The sequence below is a fragment of the Rhodoferax koreense genome (assembly GCF_001955695.1).
GTDB lineage: Bacteria > Pseudomonadota > Gammaproteobacteria > Burkholderiales > Burkholderiaceae_C > Rhodoferax_B > Rhodoferax_B koreensis.
Genome location: NZ_CP019236.1, coordinates 4,220,226 through 4,238,968 on the forward strand (window position 1 = coordinate 4,220,226; position 18,743 = coordinate 4,238,968).

Annotated in this window: 13 protein-coding genes; 12 read left to right on the plus strand and 1 reads right to left on the minus strand. The window is 66.3% G+C overall.

Features of this window, described 5'->3' with window-relative positions; genetic code table 11:
- The first annotated feature begins 129 nt into the window (after positions 1-129).
- The 12 genes from RD110_RS19600 (at position 130) to hemP (ending at position 12,218) form a co-directional block, all read left to right on the plus strand.
- A complete protein-coding gene (locus tag RD110_RS19600; protein ID WP_076201287.1) occupies positions 130-1,320 on the plus strand; it encodes an imelysin family protein in 1,191 nt (396 codons plus the stop codon).
- The gene (locus RD110_RS19605) at positions 1,317-2,801 is read left to right on the plus strand and encodes a di-heme oxidoreductase family protein (protein WP_076201289.1); all 1,485 of its coding nucleotides are present in this window, start codon (positions 1,317-1,319) and stop codon (positions 2,799-2,801) included. Before RD110_RS19600 ends, RD110_RS19605 begins: the two co-directional genes overlap by 4 nt.
- A gap of 124 nt (positions 2,802-2,925) precedes the next feature.
- Positions 2,926-3,846, plus strand: coding sequence for an imelysin family protein (locus RD110_RS19610; protein ID WP_157900255.1), 921 nt, complete (start codon positions 2,926-2,928; stop codon positions 3,844-3,846).
- Entirely contained in the window at positions 3,836-4,924 is a 1,089-nt protein-coding gene (locus tag RD110_RS19615) for a DUF1513 domain-containing protein (protein WP_076201293.1), read from the plus strand. The genes RD110_RS19610 and RD110_RS19615 overlap by 11 nt, the downstream gene beginning before the upstream one ends.
- Before the next feature lie 209 nt (positions 4,925-5,133).
- Entirely contained in the window at positions 5,134-7,416 is a 2,283-nt protein-coding gene (locus tag RD110_RS19620) for a TonB-dependent receptor (RefSeq protein ID WP_083686367.1), read from the plus strand.
- A 162-nt stretch (positions 7,417-7,578) separates the two neighbouring features.
- Positions 7,579-8,262: a Fe2+-dependent dioxygenase gene (locus RD110_RS19625; RefSeq protein ID WP_076201295.1), complete on the plus strand. Its 684-nt coding sequence runs from the start codon at positions 7,579-7,581 to the stop codon at positions 8,260-8,262.
- Positions 8,259-9,377 (plus strand): alpha-hydroxy acid oxidase, encoded by a 1,119-nt coding sequence (locus tag RD110_RS19630; protein WP_076201296.1) that lies wholly within the window; start codon positions 8,259-8,261, stop codon positions 9,375-9,377. Before RD110_RS19625 ends, RD110_RS19630 begins: the two co-directional genes overlap by 4 nt.
- A 152-nt stretch (positions 9,378-9,529) precedes the next feature.
- On the plus strand, positions 9,530-9,856 hold the full coding sequence (locus RD110_RS19635) for a (2Fe-2S)-binding protein (RefSeq protein ID WP_076201298.1): 327 nt from the start codon (positions 9,530-9,532) through the stop codon (positions 9,854-9,856).
- Positions 9,857-10,004: 148 nt separating this feature from the next.
- On the plus strand, positions 10,005-10,709 hold the full coding sequence (locus tag RD110_RS19640) for an energy transducer TonB (RefSeq protein ID WP_076201300.1): 705 nt from the start codon (positions 10,005-10,007) through the stop codon (positions 10,707-10,709).
- Between the two features lie 25 nt (positions 10,710-10,734).
- Positions 10,735-11,451, plus strand: a complete 717-nt coding sequence (locus tag RD110_RS19645; protein ID WP_076201302.1) for a MotA/TolQ/ExbB proton channel family protein — start codon at positions 10,735-10,737, stop codon at positions 11,449-11,451.
- Positions 11,452-11,453: 2 nt separating this feature from the next.
- Positions 11,454-11,867: an ExbD/TolR family protein gene (locus tag RD110_RS19650; RefSeq protein WP_076201304.1), complete on the plus strand. Its 414-nt coding sequence runs from the start codon at positions 11,454-11,456 to the stop codon at positions 11,865-11,867.
- Between the two features lie 126 nt (positions 11,868-11,993).
- Positions 11,994-12,218, plus strand: coding sequence for a hemin uptake protein HemP (hemP, locus tag RD110_RS19655; protein WP_076201306.1), 225 nt, complete (start codon positions 11,994-11,996; stop codon positions 12,216-12,218).
- Between the two features lie 150 nt (positions 12,219-12,368).
- On the opposite strand, the gene RD110_RS19660 is transcribed toward hemP, so the two are convergent.
- Positions 12,369-18,491 (minus strand): PA14 domain-containing protein, encoded by a 6,123-nt coding sequence (locus RD110_RS19660; RefSeq protein WP_076201308.1) that lies wholly within the window; start codon positions 18,489-18,491, stop codon positions 12,369-12,371.
- Positions 18,492-18,743 lie beyond the last annotated feature (252 nt).

Sequence of the window (18,743 nt, forward strand, 5' to 3'; positions counted from 1 at the left end):
GCATGACCGACTCGGCAGGTTGCGAGATGATGGCAATCAAGAATGAATCTCATTTGGTCTTAGAATGCGAATCGCTTTCATCCGCGGCCGTGCCGCGCATCCAATTCGTCGATCTCGAGGGGGTATTCCATGAAGTCTCTGCTGCTCAGCGCCGCGATCCTGGCCGCCTTCGGCGCCATCGCCCAACCCGCCACCACCGCCGCGCCACCCTCGGCCACGCAAGCGGCCACGACCGCCCCGCTGGTTGCCGCGCACTACGCGAACCTGGTCCATGCCAATTACGAGGACACCCTGAACAGCGCCAAGGCCATGCAGACCAGCATCGACGCCTTCATCGCCAGCCCGAGTGCCGAAGGCCTGGCCAAGGCCCGCAAGGCCTGGATCGACGCGCGCGAGTTCTACGGCCAGACCGAGGCCTTCCGCTTCTACGCCGGCCCGATCGACGACAAGAACGGCCCCGAAGGCCGCATCAACGCCTGGCCGATGGACGAAGCCTATGTGGACGGCGTGAAGGGCAAGCCCAATGCCGGCATCGTCAACAACCCAAAGGTCAAGATCACCAAGAAAGGCCTGGCCGCGCTGAACGAGCGCAACGGCGAGGAAAACATCGCCACCGGCTGGCACGCCATCGAGTTCCTGCTGTGGGGCCAGGACCTGAGCGAAACCGGCCCTGGTGACCGATCCTTCGAGGATTTCGTCGATGGCAAGGCCCCCAACGCCAACCGCCGCCGCGAATACCTGAAGGTCGTCACCGAACTGCTCGTCGACGACCTCGGCACCCTGGTCAAGGCCTGGGCGCCCGGCGCGAAGAACTACCGGGCTCGCTTCGAGAAATCGGGCACCGACGCCGTGCGGCGCATGCTGGTGGGCGTGGGCTCGCTGTCGCGTGGTGAACTGGCCGGCGAACGCATCGAGGTCGCCCTCGCATCGCAGAACCAGGAGGACGAACACTCCTGCTTCTCCGACAACACGCACCGCGACATCGTGAACAACGCCCGAGGCATCGAAAACGTCTGGCTCGGTACTTACAAGCGTGCCGACGGCACGGTGCTCGCTGGCCCTTCGCTGCGCGACCTGGTGGCCGCGAAGGATGCGGCCACGGCCGAGCGCGCCACCGCCCACGTCGCCGCCAGCGTGAAGGCGGCCGAAGCCATCCAGCCGCCGTTCGACCGCGAGATCGTCGGCGGCCCGGACGCACCCGGCCGCAAACGCGTGCAGGCGGTAGCCGATGCGCTGAAGCTGCAAAGCAACGACTTCGTGGCCGCGGCCAAGGCGGTGGGCATCACCAAGCTCACGCTGGTCGATCCGGCCAAGGAATGAAGCCGCACGGTAGCCGCTGGAAGGTCGCCGCAGCCGCCGTGGCCTGCAGCGGCGCCTGGCTGGCCTGGGCCGCCGCGTCGACCATCGACGCCGCCGAAGAAAAAGCCGGCGGCGACACCACGGTCTTCGAAGTCGGCCGCAATGCCTTCTCGTTCCCCGTGGCCAACCTCGACGAGGCCGGCCGCACCACGTTCGCCATCGGCAATTCCTTCTTCCGGCGCAACTGGGTGGAGGCGCCCTCCTCCACCACCGCGCGTGACGGGCTGGGTCCGCATTTCCTCGCGCGTTCGTGCGGCGGCTGCCATGTGCAGGACGGCCGCGGCGCACCACCCAACACGTTCAGGAACGGCCTGGCCACGGAGCAGCCGATCGCGCTGCTGTTCCGCCTTTCGGTCATGGGCGCGGACGGCAAGCCGCAACCCGAGCCGACCTACGGCCACCAGTTCACCGTGGCCGCGGCGCAGGGTGTGAAAGCCGAAGGCAAGGTCCGCATCCAATACACCGAAGTGCCCGGCAAGTTCGCCGACGGTACGCGCTACAGCCTGCGCAGGCCGGCCTACAGCTTCACCAGCCTGGGCTACGGACCGATGGCCCCGAAGACCCTGGTCAGCCCGCGCATCGCGCCGCAGATGATCGGCATGGGCCTGCTCGAGGCCATCACCGAACAGGACATCGTGCAGAACGCCCGGGACCAGGCCGCGCGCAGCGATGCCATCCGCGGCATGCCGAACCGGGTGTTCGACGTCTACGCCAACCGCGAGGTCATCGGCCGCTTCGGCTGGAAGGCCAACGCCGGCAGCGTGGCGCACCAGACAGCCTCGGCCTTCAACGGCGACATCGGCATCACGTCGGCGCATTTCCCGCTCGAGGAATGCATGCCCAGGCAGACCGACTGCGCGGTAGCGCCACGCGGCACCAGCGCCGTGCTTGCCGCACCGGCCGCAGTGGCCTCGGCCGCCACCGCGGAACGCGCCGGCACGGCGCCGAAAGGCACATCGGTCGAGATCGACGACGCCACGCTCGAAAAAGTCATCGCCTACACCGCGACGCTGGCCGTGCCCGCGCGGCGTAACTTCGACGGCGTGGACGTGCGCCGGGGCCAGGCCTTGTTCAACCAGGCGCAGTGCGCGGTCTGCCACCGGCCGTCCTACACCACGGGCGAGTCGCCGTTTCCCTCGCTGAGCAGACAGAAGATCTATCCTTACACCGACCTGCTGTTGCACGACATGGGCTCGGGCCTCGCCGATGGCCGACCCGACGAGTTGGCCAACGGCCGGCAATGGCGCACGCCGCCACTGTGGGGCATCGGCCTGGTGCCCGATGTGAACGACCACAGCTTCCTGCTGCACGATGGCCGCGCGCGCAACACACTCGAAGCCATCCTGTGGCATGGCGGCGAGGCCGAGGCTTCGCGTCAGCAGGTGTTGAAAATGAAACGCGAGGAACGCGATGCGCTGGTCAAGTTCGTCAATTCGTTGTGAATCGGTCTCTTCGATGAACGCCACCACGCTGTCACGTCGGCAATGGCTTGCACTGGCCGTTGGCGTCTCTGCCATGGCCGGCTCGCCCCTCCGGGCGCAAAGCCGCCGCCAACGGAACCAGCGCGTGGCCTGGCCTTTCGTCTACCCGGCCGACTTCGTGCGCAACGCGCTGCAGGCGCACTTCTTACCGGCGGCCGAGGCCTTCGCCGCATCCAGCGCGGCGCTGAGCGACCAGTTGGCGCCAGGCTGCGCGCCACTCCCGGCTGCTCGCGAGCGCTGGCGCGCGGCACTTCTGGCCTGGGAACGCCTGGCCGCCGTGGCCGTGGGGCCGTTGATCGAGCGACGCTCCGCCCGCACTGTGGACTTCTGGCCCACGCGGGCGGCCATGGTGGACGCCGCCGTGGCCGCCGCCCCCGCCGACCTCACCGCGCTGGAGCGCATTGGCGCGCCGGCCAAGGGGTTGCCTGCGATCGAATACCTGCTTTGGCAGACACAACCCGACGCCGCGCAGTGCAGCTACGCCGCCCTGCTGGCGCAGGAGTGTGCGGCCGAGGCGAAGGCCATCCTGGCCGCTTTCCATGACATGGCCCGGCGCGAATGGACCACCGACACGGCGCTGCCTGTGCTGCAGGACTGGATCGGCCAGGCCGTGGGTGGACTCGAGCAATTGCGCTGGAAGAGGATCGGCAAACCGGCGCGCGGTGGGCGCAAGACCGACTGGCCTCGCTTTGCCAGCGGCACCACGCGCGCGAGCTGGCAGGCGACCTGGAACGGCCTGGAAGACTTTGTGCGCGGCCCGGAGAACAACGAGGCCTTCACCGGCGTGACCGGCCTGCTGCGCGGTCGAGGCGACATCGACATCGGCGATGAACTGGAGGCTTCGGCCGAACGAACCCATGCCAGCGTTTTTGCGGCGGATCCGGCCAAGCCAGCCAGCATCTCCTCGGCGCAAAAAGCCGTGGCGCAGACCAAGTCCGTGCTCGAAGACAAGGCCGCCGCCGCGATGCAGATCATGGTCGGATTCTCGGACGCCGATGGCGATTGATCCTTCCTCGCTGCAACGCCGGCATTGGCTGCTCGGAACCGCCGCCGCGCTGTTGGCGAGCCAGTTGCCGGCCCAGGCGGCCAGCCACGCAGATGCCGCCCTGCTCACCGCCTGGGTGGCTGGCGACCAGGCCATGGCCGGGCTGTGGCATCCGGGCCGGGGACCACACGGCGTGACCTTGCCGAATCGCGCCCACGAAGTATTGAAAATCCCTGGCCACGCCGGCCAGGCGCTGGCTGTGGCGCGCCGGCCCGGTGAATTCCTGCTGCGCTTCGATACGCGTCGCGCCCAGCCGCTGCAGTGGCACGAGATGGAACTCGATCGTTTCCTCTGCGGCCATGCCGCGTTCTCCGCCGATGGCCAGACGCTCTACACCACCGAGTTCGACGCCGAAAGCGGCGCCGGCCTGATCGCCGAACGCGATCCGATGAGCCTACGCAAGCGCCACGAATATGCGAGCGGCGGGATCGGCCCGCATGCGATGCTGGTCGAACCCGAAGGCACGCTGCTGGTGGCCAACGGCGGCCTGCTGATCCTGCCCGAAACCGGCCGGCGCAAGCTCAACCGCGATCACATGGCGTCGAACCTCGCGCGGCTGGACGCCAGCACCGCGCGGGTGCTCGACACCTGGCGCGTGGACGATCCCTTTCTCAGCCTGCGCCACATCGCCCGCGCGCCGCACGGCGCCATTGCCGTCGCCTCGCAGGCCGAACATGCCGACGATGCGGCCCGGCGCGCGGCGCCGCTGATGGCCCTGCTGGACGCGCAAGGCCTGCGCACCCTCGAACTGCCGGCTGGTCTGATGCTCGAAGGTTATGCCGGCGACATCGCACACCTGCCCGGCCGTGGCTTCATGGTCAGCGCCACGCGCGCCGGTCGGCTGGCCTGGTGGACGGAAGACGGCGCATGGGGCGGCCAGCAGGATTTGCCCAAGGCCAGCGCCATCGCCGTGGCCGGTTCGCAGTGGCTGGCCAGCGGCGACGCCGGCAGCGTGCGCGGCCGGCTCGCAGCCAACGCACTGAACGACCGGCTGCCCGGCCTGCGCTGGGACAACCACGCCGAACTGTTGCCCGCTTGATCGCGGGCGACGGCCAACGTTGCAAGCAGACAACAACGGCTGAGTTCGGATGCCGGGAGACTCACAAAATGCGTCGCATCGCAACAAGAACGATTCGCATTACTTTACAATGATTGCCGATCTGTTCACACCAGCCAGCCACGCCCGATCGTTCCCCGGAATGTCGTCAGGAGCCAGCCAGCCACCATCTCAACCTTCAGGCTGACACCATGTCCCGACACAAAAATCGCAAACAAAATCCGGCTTTTACACAGACATCCATTGCGCAGGAAGCTAGCAAATCCATAGCACCTTACGCCATGCTGCCGCTCGGCGCCATGATGCTCGCGGGCTCGATGAGCGCGATCGCCCAAGCAGCGCCGGAAGCCAACAAGACGCTGGCGCCGGTGACGGTCAAGGAAAAGGCGGAAGCCCCCGAAGGCAAGGACACGCTCAAGGTCGAGCGCACGACCATCGGCAAGGGCAACCAGTTGCTGCGCGACATCCCACAGTCGATCACCGTCATCACCGAAAAGCTCATCGACGACCGCAACTTCGATACCGTGAAGGACGTGCTGCGCAACTCCGGCGGCATCTCGTTCCAGGCGGCCGAAGGCGGCGAGGAAGACATCAAGCTGCGCGGCTTCAGCCTGCAGGGCTCGGGCGACGTGTTCGTCGACGGCATCCGTGATCCGGCCTTCTACGAGCGCGACACCTTCAACAACGACCGCGTGGAAATCCTGCGCGGCTCCGCCGCCCTGCTGTTCGGCCGCGGCTCCACCGGCGGCGCGGTCAACCAGGTCAACAAACAGCCGCTGCTGGTCGATCAGAACGAAGTCGACTTCACGCTCGGCAGCCACGACTACCGCCGCCTGACCGGCGACTTCAATCTCAAGACCGGCGAAAGCTCGGCATTGCGTTTGAACGCCATGACCAACACCGCCGACAACAACGGCGCAGGCAGCCGTATCAACAAGCGCGGCATTGCCGGCGCTTACCGCTTCGGCATCGGGGAAGTCGATGAATTTTCGGTGGGTTTCTATCAGTTGGAAAACCGCAACGGCATCAACTACGGCATTCGCTGGATCAAGCCGACATCAGCATCGCCAACGAGCACTTCGCAACTCAACGGCAACCTTGATCCAGATGCTTACTACGGCATGGCCAGCGACTACAACCATGGCCGGGCCACCTATGGCACGCTAAGCCATGTGCACCGATTCTCCAGCGACACCGAACTGAAATCCACGATCCGCAAGGGCCGTTATTCACGCGACCAGCGCGCAACCTTGTGGAATTTCGCTGGTGCCGCATCCCAACCAGGCGGGCAAGCGATCGGGCTCAACAATTTCGGCCCCGGCACGGTGCTCACGCGCAGCGCGCAAAACAAGGTGCAGGACATGGACAACCTGTACGGTCAATCCGACCTGAGCAGCAAGTTCGAGGCGCTGGGCTACAAACATGAATTGCTGGCCGGTCTGGACTATGCTCATGAAGAGCGCAAGGTCTATGGGGCCCAGACGCTGACGACCGCGCAAACGGCCGCATTGACCCGCCCCAACACCACCATCGGCACACCCGACGACGGCGCCTCCATCCCCGAAGGCACCCGCCCCTTCGGCATGACGCAGAATTACCGGTCCAACGGGGTGGGCATCTACGCCCAGGATCTGGTGCAGATCGCGCCGAAATGGAAACTGCTGGGCGGCCTGCGCTTCGATCGCATGCAGGCCGACTACTACCAGTTCAACGCGAACACCGGTGCGGGCACAAGCGCCTACAGCATGAACATTGCCAAGTGGAGCAAACGCGCCGGCGTCCTGTACCAGCCGACCGATCTGGCCTCGTTCCACTTCGCCTATGGCACTTCGTTCAATACATCCGGCGACGCCTACTCCCTGGGCGCGACGAATGCGTCTGTGCCACCGGAAGAAAGCCAGAACCTCGAATTGGGCACCCGCATCGAGTCGGCCGACAAACGCTTCTCGACGCGGCTGGCGCTGTTCCGGACCACCAAGCTGCATGAGCGCAACACCGACCCGCTGATCCCCATCCAGGTGCTGTCCGGCAAGCGGCATGCCCAAGGTATCGACCTCGACTTCTCCGGCCGCATCACGCCGCAGTGGGAGGTGTTCGGCTCCTATGCATGGATTCCGGTGGCGCGCATCGACGTGGCGGCCGAAGGCGCCGAAGGTCTGGGTCAACGTCCGTCCCTCACGCCAAAATACAGCGGCACGGTGTGGACCACGTACCAGATCACGCCACAGATCCGCATCGGCGGCGGCCTGAACTTCAAGGGCAAGCAACAGCCCAACCGCAACCCTGGGTTCTTCTCGCCAAGCTACGTCACCGCCGACCTGCTGGCCGAATACACCGTGATCGAAGACAAGTTCATCATCAAGGCCAACGTGACCAACGTGGCGAACAAGCTGTACGGCGATGCGCTCTACACCTCGTTCTACGTGCCGGGTGCAGGTCGCGAGCTGCAAATCACAGCGAAGATCAAGTTCTGAGCGTTGATCAACACGAGCGATGCTTTCGCATCGCTCCACTCTCTCCAAAGGTTTGAACCGCCCCTTCCCGGGCGGTTTTTTTTGGGGAGCGCAGCCGCGGTGGTGCCGGTTCGATCGCGGCATCGGCCCTCGCTACACTGGATGAGAAGGAAGACCCAAGCCATGTTATTGCACGTCCCTCAAGTGCTCGCAGCGGACGACATCCGGACCGCGCAGGCGTTGCTGGCCGACGCGCCTTGGACCGACGGCCGCGCCAGCGCCGGGCCCCAAGCCCGTGAAGTGAAGAACAACGAGCAGCTTCCGCATGACTGCGAGGCGGCGCAACAGATCCGCGCGCTGGTGACGCGCGGGCTGGACCGCAGCTCGCTGTTCTTCTCGGCCACGCTGCCCAAGAAGCTGTTCACGCCGCGCATCAACCGCTATGGCGGCAGCAGCAACTTCTACGGCAACCACGTGGACAACGCGGTGCGCATCCTGCCCGAGAACGGCCAGCGCGTGCGCACCGACATCTCCTGCACGGTCTTCCTCAACGATCCCGCCGACTACGACGGCGGCGAACTGGAGATACAGGACACCTACGGCAGCCAGCGCGTGAAGTTCGCGGCCGGCGACCTCGTGTTGTATCCCGGCACCAGCGTGCACCAGGTGAGGCCGGTCACGCGCGGGCAGCGGCTTGCGTGTTTCTTCTGGATCGAGAGCATGGTGCGCAGCGACGACCAGCGCCGCCTGCTGTACGAGCTCGACATGAACCTGCTGCGCCTGCGCCAGGAACACGGCGAAACCGAAGTCGCCACCGCCCTCACCGGCACTTACCACAACCTGTTGCGCATGTGGGCCGATACATGAGCCAGCCCTCGCTCGGCCAAGTTCCGCCAGGCGTGGTCACCCTGGCCGACCACGAAGCCCATGCGCGCCAGAGGCTCGATGACAACGCCTGGGCCTATTTCAGCGGCGGCGCGGGCGACGAAATCACGCGGCGCGCCAACCGAAGTGCCTGGGACGCGATCGAATTGCAACCGCGCGTGCTGCGCGCGCTCGCCGGCGGCCATACACGCACCGCATTGCTCGGGCGTAGCCTGGCGCATCCGATCCTGGTCGCGCCTGTCGCCTTCCAGCGCATGGCGCATACCGACGGCGAACTGGCCACCGCACTGGCCGCCTCGGCGCTCGGCGCCGGCCTGGTGCTGAGCACGCAGGCGAGCCTGCCGATGGAAGCCGTGGCCCAGGCCATCCTGGGTGATCACGACCGCGGGCCCTTGTGGTTCCAGCTCTATCTGCAGCACGACCGTGGCTTCACCCGCGAACTCGTGCAACGCGTCGAACGCGCGGGCTTCGAGGCGCTGGTATTGACCGTCGACGCGCCCACCCATGGCGCACGCGACCGCGAACGCCGCGCGGGCTTTCGCCTTCCACCCAATGTTTCGGCCGTGAACCTCGCCGGCCTGGTGGCGCCCGCCAGCACGGCCTTGAAGCCGGGACAAAGCGAATTGTTCGACCGGTTGCTGCAGACCGCTCCGACCTGGGACGACATCGCCTGGCTGCAGGCCCAGACCCGGCTGCCGATCCTGCTCAAGGGCATCCTGCACGAAGATGACGCGCGGCAGGCCGTGGGCCTGGGGGCGGCCGGCGTGATCGTGTCGAATCATGGCGGCCGCACGCTGGACACGGCGGTGGCGACGGCCCGGGTGCTGCCGCGCATCGTCGCTGCCGTCGCCGGCGCCGCGCCGGTGCTGGTGGATGGCGGCATCCGGCGCGGCACCGACGTGCTGAAAGCGCTGGCGCTCGGCGCCTCGGCCGTGCTGGTCGGCCGCCCGGTGGTCTACGCGCTGGCCAATGCCGGCGCGGTGGGCGTGGCCCATGTGCTGCGGCTGCTGCGCGACGAACTCGAGATCGCCATGGCGCTGTGCGGCTGTGCCACGCTGGCCGACATCACGCCAGCGGTGATTTTCAAGGCCGGCTGAAGCTGCCGCCTGTCGCCTTAGGCAGCCGACTGGCGCGATTCGGATAGGGGAATAACCTTTGCGCGTCAATGAATTGGCCATGGACATTGCAAATGCGACGGATTCGTATTTATAATCGTGCATCTTCAACAGCCAGCTACCTGCTTGCCGCCATGATCGTCTGCGTATGCCACCGAGTTTCCGACCGTGAAATCGCGCGCCATGTGCGGGCGGGCCTGAACTTCGATGACATCCAGTTCGAACTCGGCGTGGCGACCCAGTGCGGCCAATGCGAGAGTTGTGCGCGCGACGTGGTCGCCCAGTGCAGTGCGTCGTCTCCCATGGCCGCGCTGAACTGCGACTTCGAGCCGACACAGGGCAGCCGGGGCTTCGATGCCGCGGCCCCTGCGCAGCACGCACATGTCTCGGTGGTCCATCTCGCCAGCGCCATCAAGGAAAGCAAGGCATGGAACTCATCTCATCGATCGGCGGCAGCCTGATCCTGGTCATCGGCTCGGCATGGTGGATCTTCCACCGATAGGTCCGCCGGACCCAGCTGCACAAGGCCAGTGACCGCCCGCCAATCTTCCCTTTTCCCGTGCGCCGTACTCCAATAGGCTTGCGGTCTGGATTTCCCCTGCTCTCAACATGTCAACGACCTTGCCCAGCGCCTCGCCTCCATCCCTGCCTCGCTTCAGCCGCAACACGGTGATCGTCGCTGGCGTGCTGGGTTTCCACGTGCTGGCGCTGTGGGGCCTGCAGAGCGGGTTGCTGCGCCGCGCCGTCGAAGTCATCGTGCCGGTGGAAATGCTCACGGAATTCATCGAGCCGCCCGCGCCGAAGGTGACACCGCCGCCACCCGTGCCGCCGCAACCCGTGCTCAAGCAGCCGGTCGTCAAGACCAAGGCGCCCACGCTGCCGCCCGCGCCCAAACCCCTGGCCATCGCCGATCCGACACCGTCGCCGAATGCGCCCACCGGCGCCATCGAGCCCCAGCCGCCGGCGCCGCCGGTTGCGGCCCCGGTTGCCGTCGCACCGCCGGCCCCGCCGGCCCCGCCCGCGCCGCCCAAGGTGGAACTGCCCTCCACCGATGCCGACTATCTGCAGAACCCCAAGCCCGTCTATCCAGCCATCAGCAAGCGCCTGGGTGAACAGGGCAAGGTCGTCTACAGCGTGTTGATCGGCGTCGACGGCCGACCACAGAGTGCAACCCTCGTGCAGTCCAGCGGCTTCGACCGACTGGATAGAGCTGCCTACACCGCCGTGATGTCCTGGCGCTACGTGCCGGGCAAGCGCAATGGCGTGCCCACGCCCATGACCTACAACGCGCCCATCAACTGGGTCCTCGAATAGTTTTTTTTCTTATCTGGAGTTTTCAATGGAATCGCAATTCGGCATCGCCAACGTCTGGACCCAGGGCGATATCGTCACCAAGGGCGTGGCCATCATCCTGCTCGTCATGTCGCTGGCCTCGTGGATGGTCATCATCATCAAGGCGCTCGACGTCATCCGCTACAAGAAAAACGCGCGTGCCGCGGCCGATTTCTGGCACAGCGAAGACTTCGCCACGGGGCTCAACAAGCTCGGCAAGGACCCCGCCAATCCCTTCCTGCAACTGGCCACCGAAGGCCGCGAAGCCACCGCGCACCACCGCAACACCAAGGCCCATCTGCACGACAGCCTGGACATCAGCGACTGGATCACACGGTCGCTGCGCAACAGCATCGACGCGTCCACGGCACGCATGCAGGCTGGCCTCGCCATCCTCGCCTCGGTCGGCTCGACGGCCCCCTTCATCGGGCTGTTCGGTACGGTGTGGGGCATCTACCATGCACTGCTGGCGATCGGCCTGTCGGGCCAGTCGACGATCGACAAGGTCGCCGGCCCGATCGGCGAAGCGCTGATCATGACTGCGCTCGGCTTGGCCGTGGCCATCCCTGCAGTGCTGGGCTACAACGCGCTGGTGCGGGGCAACAAGTCGGTCCTGATGCAGCTCAACAGCTTCGCCCATGACCTGCACGCGTTCTTCGTGACCGGCGCCCGCGTCGTCAGCGGCAACACGGCCAACGTCGTGCCGATGAAGAAAGGGAGCTGAGCATGGCTTTCGGTACCCAGGATGAACCCGACGAGGTGATGAACGAGATCAACATGACGCCGCTCGTCGACGTGATGCTGGTCCTGCTGATCATCTTCATCATCACCATTCCGGTGATGAAACACTCCGTCAACATCGACCTGCCGCGCGCCACCAGCCAGCCGCAGGACGCGAAGCCCGAAACCATCCGCCTGAGCGTGGATGCCCAGGGCGACTACTACTGGAACGAAAACCGCATCGAGGAAGCCAACCTGGTGCCGATGCTGAAGGCCGAGGCCGCCAAGGATCCGCAGCCCGAATTGCACATCCGCGGCGACAAGGACGTGCGCTACGAACGCGTGGCGCAGGCCATGTCGGCGGCGCAGCAGGCCGGTGTGCGCAAGATCGGCTTTATCACGGAGCCGAAGGCCAACTGAGGTCCCCATTCCTCTGGCATGGTCCGCCATGTCAGAGGGCGAGGTCGAAATTTTTCAGTTTGTTATTGCTTTTTTGTTGAGAATAGTTATCATTAACTTATCGAGAATCCAGACCAGGAGCCCAACATGTACGCCAATCTTGCCGCCCGCCCCTCGTTCAATGCCGCCTCCGGCGAGAATGCCAACAGCGTGCTGCAAGGCATGCGCGACGCGGCCGTCGCCGGTGTGCAGGCGCTGTCGGTCGAAAGCCGCGACCTTCTCAAAGGCCACAAGGCCGTGGAGATCAGGCACAACGGCGCGGTGTACCGCCTGCAGAGCACCAAGCTCGGCAAGCTGATCCTGACCAAGTGACCGCCGCAACCTAGTTTCATCGTGGGGCGACTCCGGGATTCATCTGAATCTCCAAGGGTCGTTTTTTGCTAGCCAACGGGCTCACGCCCGACTAGCCATGCATTTTTTCCCGCACCCGGTGCGCGCCCCTTTCGCTCTCCCCTCCCTACTTCAGCGCGGACCGAGCACCACCCCGATGGCGTTCACGCTCGAGCTGCTGCGCCCTGCAAGCCCCACGACGCGCTGCCCGGCCGGTACCGTGTAGTCGAAGCCGGACACGGCTTCCTGACCGTCCGGCAGACCGACCGGCCCCAAGACGCGACCCGTGTTCGTGACGAAGCTGAGTTGGGCAATGCTGCCGCTGGACTGCCCGATCTGGCCATAGAGCCGCACCAGGTATTCGCCATTGAACAACGCAAAACGGTTGGCCACACCGCTGGCCACGCCGTGCAAAGGCCAATAGACCGGCGCGCCGAACCCCTGGACGGCATTCACGCCAGGGCCCGCGCGGAGTTCAATGCCCACCAGCGTCTGGCCACTCACGGGGCCGTCGGAAAACTCGGTGCCGCCTTGCAGGTAGCCGAAAATCGGTGAGCGTTCCGATGCCCCCGCGGGGTAAAGGAAGGCCGCCGGCACGCTGCGCCACTCGCTCACGCCAGGCGGTTTCCACTCGAACCGCATGGCTGCGCTGCCGCTTCGCTCGAAATACTCGATCGTCACCGCATGGCGCTGGCCCGCCACCATCGCGATCGAAGCGGTGTCGTATTTTCCGCCGTGCGGCATCCAGTCGTCGATGATCATCTGGCCGTCGATCCAGACACGCACGCCGTCGTCGCTGAAGGTCCGCAGTTGCATCGGCCCGGTGGCGGATGCCTCCATCGTCCCCGTCCAGCGGACGGAAAACCCGTCGGCCGGCAGACCCTTGGCCGGCGCTGCGCCACCCCAGTCGAAGGACGGCGCTTCCACGCGCTGCATCACCGGTGCGCCACTCAGGCTGGCATTGCCGAAGTATTGCGCGGAGAGTCCGGTGCCCATGTCGGCCGTCGCATACAGGCGTGCGGCGGGCACTGCGGTCCATAAGGAGGAGCCGGGCGGCTTCCATTCGAGCCGCATGGCGGCGTTGCCGCGGCGCTCGTTGTACTCGAGGGTCACCGCATAGCGGCGCCCGGCCACCATCGGCACCGAGATGGTGGCCGAATCCGAGTTCGGGGTGTTCCAGGCGTCGACGAGAAGCTTGTTGTCGATCCACAGGCGCATGCCGTCGTCGGCGTAGGCGCGGAACTGCACATTGCCCGTGACCGGTGCCTCCACCATGCCACTCCACCGGATGGAGAAATTGTCGGCGGGCACACCAAGCACCGGTGCTGCCGCGCCCCAACTGACGAATGGCACATTCACGCTCTGCATGACGGGTGTGCCGAGCAGGTTGGGGTTATCGAAATATTGCGCCAGCAGTCCGGTGCCGGCCAACTCGGGTGAGATGTCGATCAGGAAGGCGACGTTCACGGACTGGCTACCGTTGCCCACCAGCACCGTGACCACGTAGCGGCCCGGCGTGGTCGCCGTGCCACTGATCTCGCCGGACACCGGATCGATCCGCATGCCTGCCGGCAGGCCGGTGGCACTGTAGCTCAGCACGCCTGCGCTCGTGCTGGCCTTGATCGGCAGCGACAGCCCGCTGCCCACCGCCATGCTGACGGTGCCCGGCCCCTGCACCACCGGATAGATCGCCGGGGCCGTCGTTTCGTCACTGCCGATCTGGCGCAGGTAGTCCGAGAGCCTGGTGAGCTCCGTGGCGGTGAGAAGTGCGCCGGGAATGGCGGTGCCGTGGGCCTGCACCGCGTCGCCCAGCGTGAGCGCCGAGCCGTCGTGCAGGTAGGACGAGTCGTTCCACACGTCGCGCAGGGTGGGAATGTCGATCCCGGTCAAGACCGCCCCCAGGCGCTTGCCGCTGGATGCCTTGAGCGTGCCGATGTTCCTCAATCCGCTGCCATCGCTGCTGGCCGTGAAGGCGCTGCCGCCGTGGCACGCGGCGCAATTGCGGTCGGCGAAAATCGCACTGCCGGCCTGCGCGCTTTCGGTGAGCGCTCCTCCGGCATCGCGGTACGGACTGGGGGCGAACTTGGCGAGCGAACGTAGGTAGGCCGCCAGGGCGTCCAGATCGGCACTCTGGCCGGCCTTCGGGTCCCCCAGTGGCTGGGCACGCGTGCCGGCGTTGAACTTGTCGTCGCTCATCAGGCCTGTGCCGCCGGCCAGTTTACGGATCTGGCCTTCGAAGTCCTGGACCTCGTCGAAATTGGCGCTCCAGTGCAAAAAGCCGTTGCCCATGCCCGCCCGGCCCTTCAGGGCGATCGTGCGCCGCAGGCCTTCGCCCAAGCTGGTGAAGTCCCAGGTGCGGCCATCATGGCCGGCATCGTTGTGGCAACTGGCGCAACTCAGGTAGCCGTCGCGGGCCAGGCGCGGGTCACGCGCGTCGTAGAAGAACTGTTTGCCCTTGAGCACCTCGGGTGCGAGTTTTTCCGGGCCACCGCTGTCGAGCACGGCCTGCAGCGGCACGTCGGCCTCGCCGAAGTTGATCAGCCGGGTCAGGTCGTACACGCCAACGGTGCGGTCCATGAAGTTGGACACGAACAGTTTGCGGCCGTCATCCGAAACGACCACGCTCTGCGGTGCACGCCCGGTGTCCACCCGCAGGACTTCCCGGCCTGCGGCCGCGTCGAGCACCGCCAGTTGCCGACTGCTCTCCAACGTGACGAAAAGGTAGGCGCCGGAGGGATGGTAGACCGCCGCGCTGGCCACCCCGGCGTTGTCGTGGTCCACCCGGGCCGCATAGTCTTCGCTCAAGCTGCCCAGTGCGATCCGCGAGGAAACGGCGCGCACGGTATTCTGGAAATCGAGATCGAGCCTGTCGCGCAACGCACCCCGCTGGATGTTGTCCTGCTTGGACGGCACCCACGCGCTGGCGCCATCGGGCGACACCGCGGCCGCCCCGAGGTAGTTGGGCACGCCCCGGCCCTGGGTGGTGCTGTCGGCCTTGTCGCTGTGCTGCAGTACCACGGTGCGCCTGAGCCTGAGGTCGGACGCGTCCACCACCAGCACCTCGCCGCCCTGCTTCACACCGTTCACCGTGGTTTGCACGGCGGCCGTGCCCTCGCCGGGCTGGGGCCGGGTGATGAAACGCGAGACCAGCAAACGGCTTCCGTCGGGCGTGCGGCTGATGTGGCGCGGATTCGGGCCGACATCCAGGCTGGCCAGCCGCGCGCCGCCGGAAGAGAGTTTGACCAACTGCCCCAAGGCCTCCAGCGTCACGAGGGCGTTGCCATCCTTGGCGAACACCAGCCCATGGGGTTGCGACCCGCGGGCCAGGCTGATGGTCTGCACCACCGACAGGCTGCCCGGGCTGATGATGCTCACTGTCGCCGAGTCCTTGTTGACGACCCACAGGCGCCCATCGGGCGCCTGGGCCACCGTCTGCGGCTGGGCACCGACGGCAATGTCGGCCAGCTTGCGGCTGGTGGCGGTGTCGAACACCGACACCGTGTCGTTGTCCGGGTTGACGGCCCACAGCCGGGTATTGCCCACGCCCCTCTCGAGCGCCAGGCCCGACGACGCTGCTGCGGCGCCGGCCACGGCCTGGGCGCCCACCGCCTGCAGGAACGTGCGGCTGGACGACGCCGCACCGTTGCGCACCGTCAGCGTCACGGTGTAGATGCCGGGTGTCGTGTAGACGTGGGACACGCCGGCACTGCTGTTGAAACCGGTGGCCGGACTGCCATCGCCGAAATCCCATTGGTACAGGAACGGGCCGGCGCCGTTGGCACTGGCTGTGTATTGGACCGCGCCGTGGCTCACCGCGGGCGCGGTGGCCACCGGTGCGATGACGGGCGGAAGGCTCGATACGCTCCAGCTGAAGCTGGCGCTGGCGCTCATGCCCCCGGGGTCGGTGGCCGTGACGGTGACCGCATAGTTGCCGCCGACATCGGGAGCGCCATCGATGACTCCCGTGGAGGCATGCAGCGTCAGGCCCGAGGGGAGTCCGCTGGCGGAATAGGTCAGCACATCGCCATCGGGATCGGTGGCGCTCAGCTTGAGGGAGACCGACTGCCCCTGGGTCACGGAAGGCGGCGCGGGCGTTGCGATCATCGGCGCCTGGTTGATGCCGCCGACCAACGCCACGGGAATGGTTTTCTCCGCCGTTGCCGCACCGAGATCGGCCAGGTTACCGGCCGCCACGGGAGCGTTCCAGTTGACGCCGTCGGCGCTGACATACACCCGGAATTCCGCTACCGTGCCCTCGCCGCCGCCCGCTCGCGGCAGGTAACGCACGGCGCTGATCTTCTGCGCCAGCCCCATGTCGACCACCAGCCAGTGCGGCATGGGCGCCGGCGTCGGCGTGGCGGCGGTCAGCCAGTAGGTGGCGGCATTGCCGTCGATGGCATTGCCGTCGATGCCCGATTCGGCCGCGGTCTCGGCGCTGTCGACCGAGACCTTCCAACCAGTGCGCGGCAACACCGCACCCTTGGTGTCGAGGATGTTGAATTCGGCCATCGAAGCCAGGGCCTGCCCGTTGATCGCGCTGAGGGCTTCGAACTTGACGTAACGCGGCCGGCTGGCATCGGCCACCGTCCAGACGAATTCGTGGCTGACCTTCTGCACGCCATCGCCGACCGTCAGGTTCACCGCGTAGCGCCCGGGCATGGTGGGCGTGCCGGTGATCGTGCCGGTGGCCGGGTTCAATGCCAGGCCCGGCGGCAGCCCGGTCGCCGCATGGGTCAATGCGGCGCCGGTCGGGCTGGTCGCCGCCACCGCCAGGTTCACCGTGGCGCCGACCGCCGTGGACTGGTCGCCCACCGTGGCGATCACCGGCGTATTGCTGTTGCTCAGCAATACCGTCCTGGCCACCGCCGGCACGCCGTCCGCATTCAAGGCGAACAACATGTAATAGCCGGGCAGCGCCCAGCCGGGATTCGTCGGCACGTTGACGGTGTAGCTGTTCACGCCGGTGCCGATGAAGGTCAGCGGGATGCGCCGCTGGTCGTTGTTGACGGTGTGCGTGGTGGAGGAAGCGCGCACCAGCGCGAATGCGGTCACCGGGCTGTCGGTCGTGACCTGCATGGTCTGGCCGTAGCCGGTGCGCGCGGGAGCGTTCGTGATCACCGGCCGCGTCGCCGGCGTGCCGTCGCTCTTGAACAGGTAATGCGGGCTCAGGATCTGCAGGTTGGCATGGTTGGCCGCGCAGCCTTCGCCGCACAGCCCGCCGCCGGCGGACAACACGCGTGCATCGGGCAGCAGCAGCGCCACGCTGTGGTAGTTGCGCGGCACCGCAATCGGCGGCAGCGCGGTGAATTTTTCGGTCGCGGGATCGAACAGTTCCGGCACCAGCACCGCGTTGCCGTCGGTGAACATCACCGGCCGGCTCTGGCCACCGATCACGATCACCTGGCCATTGGGCAGCACCACGCTGTTGTGGTAAGCCCGGGCATAAGCCATAGGGGCGATCTTGCGCACCTGCAGGCCGTCGTTGACATCGATGATGTAACTGCCGGCCGTGGCATTGACGTTCTGGTAGGACGGCGAGCCCCCCGCCTTGAGGATCTTGCCCACGTCGTACATCACCGCGGTGCCGCTCATGCTGTAGGCATCGTCGCCCCGCCTGCCGGCTGGCGTCACGCTGCCGTTGCCGCGGGTGTCGATCCAGTTCATGTTGGCGCTCGGCCCGGCGTGCAGCACCATCCCATTGCCGGTGGGCAGCAGCCACATGTGATTGTCGCCGCGGTAGACGCCTGCCGAATCCGGGCCGACCATGTTGTCGACCGGCACGCCGGTCAGGCGCTTCCATCCTGCGGAAGCGGTCCACACCTCGCCATGTTTGTTGCCTTGACCGCCACTGAACGAGCCGCCGAGGGTGAACACCGAGCCATCCTGCAGCAGGGTGTTGGCGTTGTAGCCGCGGGTGATCTGCATCTTCCCACCGGCTGTCCAGGTGTTGGTCGAGGGGTCGTAGAGCGAGGTCGCACCGGCCTGCGAGCCGCCGTTGACGAGCAGGCGTCCATCCGCGAGGTTGGTGGTACCAGGACAGAACAGGTTGTGGCCGGTGTTATTCACGAGCCGGTCGGTGAACTTGCCGGAGACGGGATCGAAGGTGGTCGAATAAGCCTGGCCGACCGTGCCGTAGTTGAAGGGGTCGTCAGCCGCCCACAGCAGGACTTCGCCGTTGGGAAGGTTCGCGGCCGACACCGGCACCAGACTGGTGGCCGTCAGCGGTGACCACTGCGCCTGATCGATGCTGGCCATGCCGGCTGCCGCCGCCCTGGCCTGGACGTCCGCGCCGTCCGCGGCGCCGTCACCCCCTCCACAGGACGACAACAGCAGGAGACAGGCCGATGCGAGCAAGCGACCCACGCGCGGAACCTGCACTCGCCGAGACAGGCCGAACCAAAATGAACCCATTGAAACCCCCTGATTCTTTACATGCAATTATATTTATTTGCATACAAAATCACGATTTCAAACTTTTGGGTTCACTTCTGATGTTCAGTGACAAAG